Genomic DNA, 14,877 nt, shown 5'->3' with positions numbered 1-14,877 from the left:
ACTAATCGCAACACAGCGGTCGACCCTTGCGAATACAAGTTGAATTGCGATTCGATCCCGAATCGGCCGCCACGACTCCGCTGACGCACCCGCGGATGCCGACGTCACGCTCGCTCGGAGGTTTATTATCGGCGCCGCCCAAGCAGTCAGTATGCAAACGGTAACACACCACGGCCGAACGACGGCCTATCGCGTGTTCGACCGCGACGCGACCGGGCCGACGGTCCTGGCCGTCCACGGGAGCGGGGGCAGCCACCGCGCCTGGAGCGCACAGGCGAAACTGGCCGCGGACTACCCGTTCGTCGCGGTCGATCTGAGCGGCCACGGCGAGAGCGAAGACGTGTCGGCTGATCCGGGCTATGAGACGCTCTCGGCGTACGTCGACGACGTCGTGGCGGTCGCCGAGGCCGTCGACGCCGACGTCCTCCTCGGTAACTCCCTCGGCGGCGCGGTGGTTCTCTCGACGCTCTTAGAACGCGACCTCGACGTCGAACGGGTGATCCTCGCCGGCACGGGCGCGCGGCTCCCGGTGCTCGATGACCTCCTCCAGTGGGTCGCCGAGGACTTCGAGCGCGTGATCGAGTTCTTCCACGAGCCGGATCACCTCTTTCACGACGCCGACGAGGCCACGCTGGCGGTGTCGCGAAAGGCCCTACGGAGCACAGGCGCGGCGACGCTCGAACGCGACTTCCGGACGGCGCACGCGTTCGACGTCCGCGGCGACCTCTCGGCGGTTGACGCGCCGGCGCTCGCGCTCGTCGGCGAGTACGACCGACTCACGCCGCTGCACTTCCACGAACAGCTCTGTGAGGAACTGCCCGACTGCGAGCTGACCGTGCTCGACGACGCCGCTCACCTCGCGATGCTCGAAGCGTCGTCGCAGTTCAACGACGCTGTGCGGACGTTTCTCTCCGAGCGCTGACGTCCTCCAACGACTGGAGTCGTGGGCTCTCCTCGACTCCGTGTAACGCGGCGTCGCCCTAACGAGGCGGGAGAGAAAGAGACGGAACGGCCGAGAGACGGAACGGCCGAGAGACGGAACGGCCAAGAGACCGAAGAAGGCAGACGGACGAGAGACGGGAATCCCGCCTGCCTCGGCGGCGCAACACTCGCCGACTGCTCACTCGGCGTCGTCGGGGGGCGCGGGGAACGACCCGTCTTCCACCGCCGCGCAGTACGCTTCGGCGGCGCCCTCGATCTCATCTCTGATCGACGCGAACCGCCGCGCGAACGGCGGCGAGCGCTCGCTCAGTCCGAGCACGTCGTCGATGACGAGCACCTGCCCGTCGCAGTCGGGGCCGGCGCCGATCCCGATCGTCGGGATGTCCAGTTCCGCCGTGATCCGCTCGGCGAGCGACGCGGGGACGTGTTCGAGAACGATCGAGAACGCGCCGGCGGCCTCGTGTCGGCGCGCGAGCTCGACGATGTCCTCGGCCTCGGCCTCGGCGGTCCCCTGTTTCTGATAGCCCAGTTCCTTCACGCGCTGGGGCGTCAACCCGACGTGGGCCATCACCGGGACGCCGAGTTCGACCAGCCGCTCGGTGAGCCCGACGGTGTGCTCGCCGGATTCGAGTTTCACCGCGTCGACGCCGGCCTCCTTCAGCAGTCGACCGCAGTTGCGCACGCTCTCTGCCTCGTCGACGCCGACTGAGAGAAACGGCATATCGGCGACGACCAGCGCGTCGTCGATCGCGCGGGCGACTGCGGCGCTCCGGGACTTGATCTCCTCGTAGGTCACCGGCAGCGTCGAATCGTAGCCGAGCGCGGTGTTGCCGGCGCTGTCGCCGACGAGGACCACGTCGACACCGGCCGCTTCCAGAATGGACGCCATCGTCGCGTCGTAAGCGGTCAGCACCGTGACCGGCTTCGCCCCGTCTTCGCTTCGTTCGCGGATGTCGCGTACCGTCGTCACGGATAGATCGTCACTGTGAACCCGATTAAAGCATTCGCTGTGCCGGCGCCCCACGAGAGACCATCACGCGGAGGGGTGACGACGGGTGCGGGAGCGAGTCGGTGTGTTGCCGCGGGGGAGAGTCGGATACGGTGTGTTGCCGCGGAGGAGAGTCGGATACGGGTGTCGGGTACGGGAGGGCGAGCAGTCGGCACGTTCTCCGCCTCGATTCGGCCGTTCTCCGGCCGATCTCCCCGCGTCGGTGTGCCGAACAACCGCGTTCGACGCGGGGTGAACGCTACGTCACACCGGTGCTGGTGCCGGAATCAGTTATAAACCCTCGCCGGTCTCGGTCGAATCGGCACGGCTTTGACGCCGCCGACGAAGGTCCGAACGTGCAACCAGTCGAGACCTCGAACCCCGAGGGGGTCGACTACGGGTGGGTGATGCAGACGACGTTCGTCCTCACGATCGTCGTCGGCGCGCCGGTCGTCACCGCGCTCTCGCTCAACGCGACGCTCCCCACGTGGGCCGCCCGCGTCGAGTTCGCGGTCCGGGTGGGCGCGGTCGTCTGGATCATCGTCGCTATCGCGGTGTTCGCGTACGCGAAGCGGTTCGACGCGGGCGACGGCGGTACCGACCCCGACGAGATCGCCGAATCGGAGTGAGCCGATACCGGGAGCGCGTCCGGCCGGCACCCGCGACAAAACCGTCCCGCTGCGGCGACGAACCGCCCTCCGTCGGAAGGTCTTTCACCCGAGTCGCCGACTCTCAGCTATGATCGACGAGACGATCGCGGAGATCCGAGAGATGCAGACGCACAGTTCGTCGGTCGTCGCCGTCAAGGCGACACGGGCGCTCTCGGAGCTCTTAGACCGCGATCACGCGACGGTCGAGGAGTTCGAACGCGACCTCGAACGCAACGCGGGCGCGCTCAAACGAGCGAACCCTTCCCACGCCTCGCTGTACAACGCGATGCAGGGCGTCCTGACGAACGTCATCGACCGGAAGGACTCCGTCGAGGAGGCCAAATCGCTGCTGGAGGAGGTCATCGAACGCGTCGTCGAGGACGTCCAGCAGGGCAAATCGCGCGCGGCGAAGAACGCCGTCTCGACGTTCGAGGACGACCAGACGTTTCTGGTCCACGACTACTCATCGACCGTCCTCGAGGCGATCGAGCGGGCGGCCGCGGGCGGGACGTACCTGACGGCGTACGTGACGGAGGCGCGGCCGCGGTATCTCGGGCGGAAGACGGCCCGCCGACTCGCCGAACTCGACCGCGTCGAACCGCACCTGATGGTCGACGGGGCGGCCGGGACGTTCCTGTCGGAGTGCGATCGGGTCGTCATCGGGATGGACTGTATCGTCGAGGACGTCCTGTACAACCGCATCGGTACCCTCCCGATCGTCACCACGGCGAACCGCCTCGACGTCCCGGTGACCGTCGTCGGCTCGGCGGCGAAGATCGTCGGCGACGACTTCGTCTTCGAGAACGAACACCGATCCCCCGCGGAGGTGTCGCTGGAACCGATCGAGGACGTGGTGATCGAAAACCCCGCCTACGACGCGACGCCCGTCGAGATGATCGATCAGGTGATCACCGACAACGGCGTCAAAGAGCTGTAGTCAGGTCGTCATCGCGTCGTCGTCGTACTCGTGCGGGCCCGTGGACGTCGATACGCGGCTGAGCGCGAGTGACTGGTCGCTGTACTCGGACCGCTGACGAGAGTGACTGGCCGCTCACTCGCCGACGACAGAGCGGCGGAAGAACTCGGCGAACTTCTCGCGGAGCGAGGAGCCGTCGCCGAGGCGGAGGTAGTAGGCGTCGCCGCCGTCCTCGTAGTAGCCGGTGATTCGGCGCGTGACCTCGAAACCGAGGTGCTCGTAGAACGACAGCGCGTCCTCGTTCGTCGCCCGCGCGTGACAGGAGATGGACTCGTGGTCCTGAAGCGCGGCCGCGACGAGCCGCTTGCCGTACCCCTCGCCGCGGCGGTCCGGCGAGACCGCGAGAAAGAGGATGTAGCCGTCCCGGCGGACGGAGGCGAACCCCACGAGTTCGTCCTCTTCGAAGAGCAGGTGATCGTGCGCGCGCCGGTACGCGTCGACGAAGAAGCCGCGCCGCTGCTTGAGCACGCCCTCGCGGGCCCTGATCCGCTCTTTCAGGTCCCAGGCTTCCTCGGCGTACTCGGCGGAACCCGGGGCGTCCACCCGCGTCTCGACGTTGACGCTCACACTCCCGAGTAGGACCACGAGCGATATAATTCCACCGTCCGACGGGTCACAGGCGGCCCGTGTCGAGCTCCACGCCCGGCGGCGTCACGACGAGGAACCGACGGAAGTGCGTGAGGCTGCCGCCCATGTCTCTGATCGGCCGGGCGAACCCCTTCGCCAGCTCGTTGAGGTCGCCCTCGACCGCGAGGACGAGGACGCTTCCCGCCTCCACCGCGTCGATCCACGCCGCTGGGTCCGTCGAGCCGTCGAGGACGCCGAGAACAACGTCGCCGTCGGCCTCGTCGTCGAGGTGTTCTTCGGCCTCCGAGAGGTTCAGGTTGAAATCGCTCATAGGGGTGCACACGCGAAGGGGCACGAAAAGGATTCGGGCGACGGACACAGAGAGCGTCGCCGTCCCGCTTCGTCGCAGCTCCCGCGGCGCTCCGTGTCCGTCGCCCGACCACAGCGAAAGAGTTTAATATCGTCCCGCGGCAGTTGACAAACACAATGTCTAACGACGACATGGAGGCTCAGTCGGACACCCCGGCTGGTCGAGTTCTTCCAGGGCACATTAGCCCAAATAACTGAATCCGAGATCGAGAACGTACGGATTTTTGACACGACGCTCCGCGACGGCGAACAGTCGCCACGCACCTCGTTCAGCTACGACGAGAAGCGCGACATCGCGGCCACGCTGGACGAGATGGGGACACACGTCATCGAGGCGGGCTTCCCGGTCAACTCCGAAGCCGAGTTCGAATCCGTGAGTGACATCGCCGCTGCGACGGACACGACCGTCTGCGGGCTGGCGCGCGTCGTCGACAAAGACGTCGAGGCCGCGATCGACTCCGGGGTGGAGTTGGTCCACGTCTTCGTCAGCACGAGCGACGTCCAGCTCGCGGACTCGATGCACGCCTCCCGCGAGGAGGCCGTCGAGCGCGCGGTCGAGAGCGTCGAGCGGGTGAAAGAGGCCGGCGTCGAGGCGATGTTCTCGCCGATGGACGCCACCCGGACCGACATCGACTTCCTTTCGGAGATCCTGAGCGCCGTCGACGAGGCGGGCGTCGACTGGGTCAACATCCCGGACACCACCGGCGTCGCGACGCCGACGCGCTTTGCGAACATGGTTCGCGAGGTGCGAACGCACACCGATGCGCGGATCGACGTCCACGCCCACGACGACTTCGGACTGGCCGCCGCCAACGCGATGGCCGGCTTCGAGGCGGGCGCGTCGCAGGCGCAGGTGTCCGTCAACGGCATCGGCGAGCGCGCCGGTAACGCCGCCTTCGAGGAGGTCGTGATGTCGGCGGAGTCTTTGTACGGCGTCGACACGGGGATCGACACCACCCGAATCACCGAACTGTCGCGGATCGTCGAGGAGGCCAGCGACATCCCGGTTCCGGCGAACAAGCCGGTCGTGGGACGGAACGCCTTCTCACACGAGAGCGGAATCCACGCCGCGGGCGTGATGGAGAACACGGACACGTTCGAGCCCGGCGTGATGACTCCCGAGATGGTCGGGGCCCAGCGCGAGTTCGTCCTCGGCAAGCACACCGGCACGAACTCGGTCCGCAAGCGGCTACAGGAGTCCGGGTTCGCGCCCACCGACACGGAGGTCACCGAGGTCACCCGCCGGGTCAAAGACTACGGGGCCGAAAAGGAGCGCGTCACCGTCGACGTCCTGACGCGCTTCGCCCGCGAGGTCGGCGTCGACCGCGCGGACGAGGACGAAGACGAACAGGAGGAGGTCCGCGCCTGATGGCGCGCGCCCCGTTCGCTCGATCCGCCGAGCCGCGGGTGCGCTGTCGACCGGGCCGATCCGACGGCGGAGCACGAAACGTTCATTACCGACGAGACGAATCTGTGGTGTATGACGCGACGACGACACACCTGCGAGACGGCCGCCGCGAGCGCGGCGGCTCGGACCGCGCCCCGTCGTCGGTCGTCCAACGGCGCGCTCGGCGCCGTTTCGCGGATCATCGTAGGGGCCCTATAGCCCCGCATACCCCCATTCTCGTCCGTTCGATCTCGTTCGAGACCGCCGTTCGACCGACCAGTACCCATCACCCAACCATGGAGCATCACGCTCGATTCACACGACCGAACTCGCATCGCACGCAGACCGCGTCGGGAACGACACGACCGCGTCCGCCCCGTCGACCGCCCGCCCCGAAGCGGGGTGAGCGCCGATGAGCAAACAGGCCCCGTCCTCGCCGGAGACCGACGCCGACGACGACGCCGGGTCGGAGGCGGCGCGCTCGCCCGTGACGACCGGTTCCGAATCAGTCATCCGCGCGCTCGAAAACGAGGGCGTCGAGGCGGCCTTCGGCGTCCAGGGCGGGGCGATTATGCCCGTCTACGACGCGCTGTACCACTCTGACATCCGCCACATCACGATGGCGCACGAGCAGGGCGCGGCGCACGCCGCCGACGCCTTCAGCGTCGTCAGAAACGAGCCCGGCGTCTGTCTGGCCACCTCGGGCCCCGGCGCGACGAACCTCGTGACCGGCATCGCCGACGCGAATATGGACTCGGACCGCCTGCTCGCGCTCACGGGGCAGGTCTCGGCGGATATGGTCGGCTCCGACGCGTTCCAGGAGACCGACACCGTCGGCGTCACCGCGCCGATCACGAAGCACAACTACTTCGCCGACGACGCCGACACCGTCGGCGACATCGTCGGTGAAGCGTTCGCGCTCTCCGACGAGGGGCGTCCCGGGCCGACGCTCGTCGACCTGCCGAAGGACGTCACGCTCGGCGACACCGACAGCGAACCCGGCCCGGCGGAGCCGCCGGCGACGACCCGGCCGCAGTACGTCGCCGACGAAGACGCCGTCGGGGAGGCCGCCGACGTCATCGAGGCCGCCGAGCGGCCGCTGCTGCTCTTCGGGGGCGGCGTCATCAAGGCCGACGCCGCCGACGAGGCGCGCGCGTTCGCGCGGGAGTACGAGATCCCGGTCGTCACGACGATGCCGGGGATCGGCTCGTTCCCCGAGGACGACGACCTCTGCCTGTCGTGGGCGGGGATGCACGGCACCGGCTACGCCAACATGGCGATCACGCACACCGACCTGCTGATCGCCGTCGGGACGCGCTTCGACGACCGCCTGACCGGCGGGATCGACACGTTCGCGCCCGAGGCCGAGGTCATCCACATCGACATCGACCCCGCGGAGATCTCGAAGAACATCCACGCGGACTACCCGCTGATCGGCGACGCGGGGATCGTCCTCGACCAGCTCGACGACGCCATCAAATCGGCCCCCGAGGCCGCCGAGTGGCGCGAGCAGGTCCAGACGTGGAAGGCGGAGTACCCGATGGACTACGCGACGCCCGACGACGAGCCGCTGAAACCGCAGTTCGTCGTCGAGATCCTCGATGAGGCCACCTCCGACGAGGCCATCGTCACGACCGGGGTCGGGCAACATCAGATGTGGGCCGCGCAGTACTGGACCTACACCGAGCCCCGGACGTGGGTGTCGAGCCACGGTCTCGGTACGATGGGTTACGGCCTGCCCGCGGCGATTGGCGCGCGGATCGCCGCCGACGACGATCAGGAGGTCGTCTGCGTCGACGGTGACGGCTCGTTCCTGATGACGATCCAGGAGCTGTCGGTCGCGGTCCGCGAGGACCTCGATATCACCGTCGCGGTGCTCAACAACGAGTACATCGGGATGGTCCGCCAGTGGCAGGACGCCTTCTTCGAGGGCCGCCGGATGGCCGCGGAGTACAACTGGTGTCCGGAGTTCGATATGCTCGCGGAGGCCTTCGGCGCCCGCGGCTGGCGCGTCGACGACTACGACGAGGTCGCAGAGGCCGTCGAGGAGGCGCTGGCGTACGACGGCCCGTCGGTCATCGACTTCCACATCGACCCGGCGGAGAACGTCTACCCGATGGTCCCCTCTGGCGGCGCAAACGGACAGTTCGCCCTGACGGAGGATCAGCTATGAGCTCACAGGATTCCGAGACGGACGCGGCGGAGGAGTTACCGAAGCACGGACTGCAGGGACCGACTCCGGAGGAACGGCCGCACCCCGAGGGGCGGCGGAACGCCCAAGGGATCCGAATCGATCCCGAGGCGGAGGCCGAACACGAGCCGCGGCGGGCGGTGCTCTCGGCGCTCGTCGAGGACGATCCCGGGGTGCTCTCCCGCATCGCGGGGTTGGTCTCGCGGCGGCAGTTCAACATCGAGAGCCTGACCGTCGGGCCGACGACCGTCGAGAACCACTCGCGGATCACGATGGTCGTCGAAGAGCCCGAGCCGGGCATCGACCAGATCGAAAAGCAACTCGGCAAACTCAAGCCCGTCATCGCCATCGGTGAACTCGACGACGACGCCGTGCGGACCGAACTCGTCCTCCTGAAGGTCGAGGGCGACGACCCCGACAAGGTCCACGCGGTCACCGAGATGTACGACGGACAGACGCTCGACGCCGGCCCGCGGACCATCACGGTCCAGCTCACCGGCGACGAGCAGAAGATCGACGACGCGATCGACGCGTTCCGGCAGTTCGGCATCATCGAGATCGCGCGGACCGGCTACACGGCGCTGGCGCGCGGTGACCAAGCGACCGTCCCGGGCGAGAAGCCCGGAACCGCGGACGAGCCGACGCAACCGACGAACGTACAGTGACGGACGGACAACGACAGACGACAGACGCACAATGACAGACACAGACCTGAATACGACGGTATACTACGACGACGACGCGGACCGCTCATACATCGACGACAAGACCGTAGCCGTGCTGGGCTACGGCAGCCAGGGGCACGCCCAGGCGCAGAACCTCGCCGACAGCGGGGTCGACGTGATCGTCGGCCTGCGCGAGGACTCGTCCTCGCGCGACGCCGTGGAAGCGGACGGACTCCGAGTCGAGACGCCCGCCGAGGCGGCCGCGGAGGCGGACATCGTCACGATGCTCGTCCCCGACACGGTCCAGCCCGCGGTGTTCGCGGAGATCAAAGACGGCCTCGAAGCCGGCGACACGCTCCAGTTCTCCCACGGGTTCAACATCCACTACAACCAGATCCGGCCGCCGGAAGACGTCGACGTGACGATGATCGCGCCGAAGTCCCCGGGGCACCTCGTGCGACGCAACTACGAGGCCGGTCAGGGAACGCCCGGCCTCGTCGCCGTCTACCAAGACCAGACGGGCGAGGCGCGAGAGGAGGCGCTCGCGTACGCGCACGCGATCGGATGCACCCGCGCCGGCGTCATCGAGACGACGTTCCGCGAGGAGACCGAGACCGACCTCTTCGGCGAGCAGGCCGTCCTCTGCGGCGGGGCGACCGCGCTCGTCCGACAGGGCTTCGAGACGCTGGTCGACGCCGGGTACTCCCCGGAGATGGCGTACTTCGAGGTCCTCAACGAGCTGAAGCTGATCGTCGATCTGATGTACGAAGGCGGGCTCTCCAACATGTGGGACTCCGTCTCCGACACCGCCGAGTACGGCGGGCTCACGCGCGGCGACCGGATCATCGACGACCACGCCCGCGAGCGGATGGAGGAGGTCCTCGAGGAGGTTCAGGACGGGACGTTCGCCCGCGAGTGGATCGCGGAGAACCAGGCCGGCCGGCCGTCGTACACCCAGCTGAAACACGCCGAGGAGACCCACCACGTCGAGCGGGTGGGCGAACCGCTGCGTGAGCTGTTCTCGTGGGCCGAGAAAGAAGAGGCGGAGGCCGCCGAGGCGGCCGCGGACGACTGATCGGAGACGGACATGACAGGAACACAATTCACAGGTGATGTAGATGAGTGAGGGAACGCTGTACGACAAGGTGTGGGAGGAACACACCGTCGGGGAGCTGCCGACCGGACAGACGCAGCTGTTCGTCGGCCTACATCTCATCCACGAGGTCACGAGCCCGCAGGCGTTCGGAATGCTGCAGGAGCGGGACTTAGAGGTCGCGTATCCCGAACTCACGTACGCGACGGTGGACCACATCGTCCCCACGGCGGACCAGTCGCGGCCGTACCGCGACGACGCCGCTGAGGAGATGATGTCCGAGCTCGAACAGAACGTCCGCGACGCGGGCATCCAGTTTGCGGACCCGAGTTCGGGAAAGCAGGGAATCGTCCACGTCATCGGGCCCGAGCAGGGGCTCACCCAGCCCGGTAAGACCATCGTCTGCGGCGACTCGCACACGTCGACGCACGGCGCCTTCGGCGCGCTGGCGTTCGGCATCGGGACGAGCCAGATCCGCGACGTGCTCGCGACGCAGACGATCGCGATGGAGAAAAAGAAGGTCCGAAAGATCGAGGTCACGGGCGAGCTCGGTCCCGGCGTCGAGGCGAAGGACGTCATCCTCGAGGTGATCCGCCGTCTCGGTACCGAGGGCGGCGTCGGCTACGTCTACGAGTACGCCGGGGAGGCCATCGAGAACCTCGACATGGAGGGCCGGATGAGCATCTGCAACATGTCCATCGAGGGCGGCGCCCGCGCGGGCTACGTCAATCCCGACGAGACCACCTACGAGTGGCTTGCCGAGACCGACTACTTCCGGGAGAACCCCGAGAAGTTCGACGAGTTCAAGCCGTACTGGGAGTCGATCCGCTCCGAGGACGACGCCGAGTACGACGACGTCGTCACGATCGACGGCTCCGAGCTAGAGCCCGTCGTCACGTGGGGGACCACCCCCGGACAGGGCATCGGCATCAGCGAGCCGATCCCCGCCCCGGAGGACCTTCCGGCGGACAAACAGGACTCCGCGCGAGGTGCACAGGAGCACATGCGCGTCACGCCCGGCGAGAAGATGGACGGTTACGAGATCGACGTCGCCTTCATCGGCTCGTGTACGAACGGACGCCTACCCGACCTCCGCCGCGCCGCGGCGGTCGTCGAGGGCCAGCAGGCCCACGAGGACGTCCGCGCGATGGTCGTCCCCGGCAGCCAGCGCGTGAAGGCCGCCGCCGAGGCCGAAGGACTCGACGAGATCTTCGAGGAGGCCGGCTTCGAGTGGCGGAACGCCGGCTGTTCGATGTGTCTCGGGATGAACGAGGACCAACTGGAGGGCGATGAGGCCTCCGCGTCCTCGTCGAACCGCAACTTCATCGGGCGGCAGGGCTCGAAGGACGGCCGCACCGTCCTGATGAACCCGCGGATGGTCGCCGCCGCGGCCATCAAAGGCGAAGTGACTGACGTGCGCGACCTCAAGGAGGTGACTACGGCATGACCGAGGAGATCCCGGAGATCGATTCGGTGTCGGGGTCGGGGATCCCCGTCCGCGGCAACGACATCGACACCGACCAGATCATCCCGGCGCGCTTCATGAAGGTCGTCACGTTCGACGGCCTCGGGGAGTTCGCCTTTTTCGACCTCCGGTTCGACGAGAACGACGAGCAGAAGGAACACCCCTTCAACGAACCGCAGTTCCAGGACGCTTCGGTCCTCGCTGTCAACGCCAACTTCGGCTGTGGGTCCTCACGCGAACACGCGCCGCAGGCGCTGATGCGCTGGGGGATCGACGCCATCGTCGGCGAGTCGTTCGCGGAGATCTTCGCGGGCAACTGCCTCGCGTTGGGTATTCCGACGGTCACGGCGGACCACGAGACCATCGTCGAACTGCAGGAGTGGATCGACGAGAACCCCGACGGCGAAATCGACGTCGACGTGGAGGCCGAGACCGTCACCTACGGCGATACGACGGTCGAGGCGACCGTCGACGACGCACAGCGACGGGCCCTCACCGAGGGCGTCTGGGACACGACGGCGCTGATGAAGTCCAACGCCGACGCGGTCGCGGAGAAAGCCGCCGCTCTGCCCTACACCGATGCGTGAGGAGATCGTCGTCATCGAAGGCGACGGGATCGGCCGAGAGGTCATCCCCGCGGCCGTCTCCGTGCTGGAGGCCGTCGGCGACTTCGAGTTCGTCGCGGCCGAGGCCGGCGACCGAGTGAAGGAGGCGACCGGCGAGGCGCTGCCGCAGGAGACCTACGACACCGTCGCCGCCGCGGACGCGACGCTGTTCGGCGCGGCCGGTGAAACGGCGGCCGACGTCATCCTACCGCTTCGGGAGGCGGTCGGCTCGTTCGTCAACATCCGCCCGGCGCGGGCGTACCCCGGCGTCGACGCGGTTCGGCCGGAGACGGATCTGGTCTTCCTGCGCGAGAACACCGAGGGCGTTTACGCGGGCCACGAGGACCGCCTCTCCGAGGACCTCTCGACGCTGACGCGCGTCGTGACGACCTCCGCCTCGGAGCGGCTGGCGGAGTTCGCCTGCGAGTACGTCGACGAGCGCGACGAGTCGGGCTTCCAAGTCGTCCACAAGGCGAACGTGATGCGCGAGACCGACGGTCGGTTCCGCGACGCGGTCGTCGGCGTCGCCGAGGAGGCCGGCGTCGAGACCGATGAGGTATTGATGGACGCGTTCGCCACGCGAGTCTGTCTCGACCCGACGCAGTTCGACGTCGTCGTCTGCCCGAACCTCGCGGGCGACGTGCTCTCGGACCTGGCGGCCGGGCTCGTCGGCGGGCTCGGACTCCTGCCCTCGGCGAACGTCGGTCCCGACAACGCGCTGTTCGAGCCGGTCCACGGGACCGCGCCGGACATCGCGGGGGAGGGCGTCGCCAACCCCTCGGCGGCGATCCTCTCGGCGGCGATGCTGCTGGAACACCTCGGATACGTCGAGGCGGCCGGAAACGTCCGGAGCGCCGTCGAAGCGGTGCTCGAATCGGGTCCACACACGGGCGATCTCGGCGGCGACGCCGGCACCGACGAGGTCACCGACGCGATTATCGACCGACTGGACTGACGTCAGATCGATTCGGTTTTCGTTTGTGTTTGCGCCCATACCGCTGCGTATATCTGTCAGGTCTGCTCCTCGAAGCGCAGAATATCCGTAGTCTCGCGATAATATGTCCGTTTGTGACTGATATGGCTGCCTATTCCGAATGTTCGATCCGATACGAACACGAACCATTAACAATACACAGGGCGAACGACACGTAGACGACCCACATGTTACCCGCTGAGCGAAAACGACGCATCGTCGAACTCGTCACCGACGAGGACGGGCAGTCCGTCGAGGCACTCGCGGCGGAACTGGAGTACTCGAAGGCGACGATCCGGCGGGACCTCCACGAACTGGAGGACCGCGGTCTCATCGAACGGTCCCACGGCGGCGCGGTCCCCGTGACGAACGTCGGGCACGAACAGGCGTACGGACAGAAGGAAGTACAGAACCTCGACGCGAAGCGCGCGATCGCCGACCGCGCCGTCGAGGAGATCACCGAGGGACAGGTGGTCTTCTTCGACGCGGGGACGACCACGATGCAGGTGGCTCAGCAGGCGCCGAAAGACGGGTCGATTCTCGCGGTGACGAACTCGCCGCGACTGGCCGTCGAACTCGGCAAAGAGGACAACGACGTGAAGCTGACCGGCGGGACGCTGCGCCGACGGACGCGGTCGCTCGTCGGGCCGAGCGCCGAGGCGTTCCTCGAGCGGACGAACTTCGATCTGCTGTTTCTGGGCGCGAACGCCGTCGACGCGGAGACCGGGCTGACGACGCCGAACGAGGAGGAAGCGCGCGTCAAAGAGCTGATGGTTCAGAAGGCCTCCCGGGTCGTCCTCGTCGCGGACGCGACGAAAGTCGGCGAGCGCTCGTTCGTGACGTTCGCCGACCTCGAGGACGTCGACCTGTTCGTCACGGACGACAGCCTCTCCGAGGAAGCGCGCGAGCGGTTCGAGGCCGAGGACGTCGCCGTCGCGATCGTAGAGGCGAGATCGGGATGACGGGAGGCCGCGGCGGCCCCGATCCGGGCGGCGACGTTCTGACGGTGACGATGAACCCGGCGATCGATCACACCCTCGCGGTCGAGGAGCCGCTTCGGACCGGCGAGGTCGCAAGGACCGACGACGCGCGGTTCGACGCCGGCGGCAAGGGGATCAACGTCTCGCAGTATCTCACCGCGCTGGACATAGCGGCCCCCTCGACCGGCTTCCTCGGCGGTCCGTTCGGACGAATGATCGCCGAGGCGCTCGACGACGACGGGGTCGCGCGCGACTTCGTCGAGATAGCGGGACGGACCCGACTGAACACGACCGTGCTGAGCCCCGAGGGGGAGTACAAGATCAACCACGACGGGCCCGTACTCGAAGCGGCGGACGTCGACGCGCTCGTCGAGCGCGTGCGCGAGCGCGGCCCCGAACTGCTCGTCGTCGCCGGCAGCCTCCCCCGCGGTATCGACACCGACGCCGTCGACCGGCTGGCCGGGGCGGGACCGTGGGACACCGCGGTCGACATGGGCGGCGAGTTGCTCAGGCGGCTCGACGCCGACTACCTCGTCTGCAAACCGAACCGCGAGGAGCTCGCCGCCGCGACCGGGCGCGGCGCCGAGACGCTCGACGCGTGCGCCGAGGCCGCCCGGGAACTCCGCGAGTCGGGGTTCCGGTACGTCCTCGCGTCGCTCGGCCCCGACGGGGCGCTTCTCGTCACCGACTCGGCCGCGCTCTACGCCCCGGCGCTCCCCGTCACGGTCGTCGACACCGTCGGCGCCGGTGACGCGATGCTCTCGGGCTTTCTCGCCGGCCTGTCGCGCGGAGAGTCCCACGCAGCGGCCCTCCGGACCGCGATCGCCGTCGCGTCGCGGGTCGTCTCCGTCTCCGGCACGCGCGTGCCGGCGTTCGAGTCCGTGTTCGAGGCGCGGGAATCGGTCGACGTCCGCACGCTCTGATGCGCTCGGTGATCGGTTCTATGTATTTTGCAACTTGAGAAGTCAGAAACGATCACAAGCGAAAGTATTTTTCATATCCTTCGTAAACATCCGTGAGAGAGAC

16 protein-coding genes are annotated in these 14,877 nt (G+C 67.6%); 13 read left to right on the top strand and 3 right to left on the bottom strand.

Translation table 11 applies throughout. The features are described from left to right. The first annotated feature begins 151 nt into the window (after window positions 1-151). The gene (locus ACT3HL_RS04300) at window positions 152-922 is read left to right on the top strand and encodes an alpha/beta fold hydrolase (protein ID WP_445085576.1); all 771 of its coding nucleotides are present in this window, start codon (window positions 152-154) and stop codon (window positions 920-922) included. Window positions 923-1,120: 198 nt separating this feature from the next. Here ACT3HL_RS04300 and panB read toward each other — a convergent pair whose 3' ends face one another. Further along, window positions 1,121-1,912 (bottom strand): 3-methyl-2-oxobutanoate hydroxymethyltransferase, encoded by a 792-nt coding sequence (panB, locus tag ACT3HL_RS04295; protein ID WP_445085575.1) that lies wholly within the window; start codon window positions 1,910-1,912, stop codon window positions 1,121-1,123. 374 nt (window positions 1,913-2,286) lie between these two features. Between panB and ACT3HL_RS04290 the strand changes: the two genes are divergently transcribed. Together ACT3HL_RS04290 and ACT3HL_RS04285 are read left to right on the top strand one after the other, a co-directional pair. Further along, window positions 2,287-2,559, top strand: coding sequence for a DUF5822 domain-containing protein (locus ACT3HL_RS04290; RefSeq protein ID WP_445085574.1), 273 nt, complete (start codon window positions 2,287-2,289; stop codon window positions 2,557-2,559). A 109-nt stretch (window positions 2,560-2,668) separates the two neighbouring features. Beyond that, the gene (locus ACT3HL_RS04285; RefSeq protein ID WP_445085573.1) at window positions 2,669-3,517 is read left to right on the top strand and encodes a translation initiation factor eIF-2B; all 849 of its coding nucleotides are present in this window, start codon (window positions 2,669-2,671) and stop codon (window positions 3,515-3,517) included. A gap of 114 nt (window positions 3,518-3,631) precedes the next feature. Here ACT3HL_RS04285 and ACT3HL_RS04280 read toward each other — a convergent pair whose 3' ends face one another. Further along, complete coding sequence (locus tag ACT3HL_RS04280) at window positions 3,632-4,123, bottom strand: GNAT family N-acetyltransferase (RefSeq protein WP_445085572.1); 492 nt, start codon at window positions 4,121-4,123, stop codon at window positions 3,632-3,634. 46 nt (window positions 4,124-4,169) lie between these two features. After that, a complete protein-coding gene (locus ACT3HL_RS04275; RefSeq protein ID WP_445085571.1) occupies window positions 4,170-4,454 on the bottom strand; it encodes a DUF5779 family protein in 285 nt (94 codons plus the stop codon). A gap of 195 nt (window positions 4,455-4,649) precedes the next feature. On the opposite strand from ACT3HL_RS04275, the gene ACT3HL_RS04270 reads away from it, so the two are divergent. The 10 genes from ACT3HL_RS04270 (at window position 4,650) to pfkB (ending at window position 14,774) form a co-directional block, all read left to right on the top strand. Next, the gene (locus tag ACT3HL_RS04270) at window positions 4,650-5,861 is read left to right on the top strand and encodes a homocitrate synthase/isopropylmalate synthase family protein (protein ID WP_445085789.1); all 1,212 of its coding nucleotides are present in this window, start codon (window positions 4,650-4,652) and stop codon (window positions 5,859-5,861) included. Between the two features lie 111 nt (window positions 5,862-5,972). Continuing rightward, entirely contained in the window at window positions 5,973-6,098 is a 126-nt protein-coding gene (locus ACT3HL_RS04265; RefSeq protein ID WP_445085570.1) for a hypothetical protein, read from the top strand. Between the two features lie 193 nt (window positions 6,099-6,291). Next, window positions 6,292-8,052, top strand: coding sequence for a biosynthetic-type acetolactate synthase large subunit (gene ilvB, locus ACT3HL_RS04260; protein ID WP_445085569.1), 1,761 nt, complete (start codon window positions 6,292-6,294; stop codon window positions 8,050-8,052). Next, a complete protein-coding gene (gene ilvN / locus ACT3HL_RS04255) occupies window positions 8,049-8,735 on the top strand; it encodes an acetolactate synthase small subunit (RefSeq protein WP_445085568.1) in 687 nt (228 codons plus the stop codon). Before ilvB ends, ilvN begins: the two co-directional genes overlap by 4 nt. Window positions 8,736-8,766: 31 nt before the next feature. Beyond that, window positions 8,767-9,810, top strand: coding sequence for a ketol-acid reductoisomerase (gene ilvC, locus ACT3HL_RS04250; RefSeq protein ID WP_445085567.1), 1,044 nt, complete (start codon window positions 8,767-8,769; stop codon window positions 9,808-9,810). Window positions 9,811-9,853: 43 nt separating this feature from the next. Beyond that, window positions 9,854-11,275 carry a 3-isopropylmalate dehydratase large subunit gene (gene leuC / locus ACT3HL_RS04245; RefSeq protein ID WP_445085566.1) on the top strand — a complete coding sequence of 474 codons (1,422 nt, stop codon included), beginning with the start codon at window positions 9,854-9,856 and terminating at the stop codon, window positions 11,273-11,275. Further along, on the top strand, window positions 11,272-11,880 hold the full coding sequence (leuD, locus tag ACT3HL_RS04240) for a 3-isopropylmalate dehydratase small subunit (RefSeq protein ID WP_445085565.1): 609 nt from the start codon (window positions 11,272-11,274) through the stop codon (window positions 11,878-11,880). The genes leuC and leuD overlap by 4 nt, the downstream gene beginning before the upstream one ends. Then, window positions 11,873-12,853 carry a 3-isopropylmalate dehydrogenase gene (gene leuB, locus ACT3HL_RS04235; protein WP_445085564.1) on the top strand — a complete coding sequence of 327 codons (981 nt, stop codon included), beginning with the start codon at window positions 11,873-11,875 and terminating at the stop codon, window positions 12,851-12,853. The genes leuD and leuB overlap by 8 nt, the downstream gene beginning before the upstream one ends. Window positions 12,854-13,059: 206 nt before the next feature. Beyond that, on the top strand, window positions 13,060-13,833 hold the full coding sequence (gene glpR, locus ACT3HL_RS04230) for an HTH-type transcriptional regulator GlpR (RefSeq protein ID WP_445085563.1): 774 nt from the start codon (window positions 13,060-13,062) through the stop codon (window positions 13,831-13,833). After that, on the top strand, window positions 13,830-14,774 hold the full coding sequence (pfkB, locus tag ACT3HL_RS04225; RefSeq protein WP_445085562.1) for a 1-phosphofructokinase: 945 nt from the start codon (window positions 13,830-13,832) through the stop codon (window positions 14,772-14,774). The genes glpR and pfkB overlap by 4 nt, the downstream gene beginning before the upstream one ends. Window positions 14,775-14,877 lie beyond the last annotated feature (103 nt).

Source organism: Halobellus sp. GM3, assembly GCF_052545375.1.
This window is presented reverse-complemented; position numbering and strand designations above follow the sequence as displayed.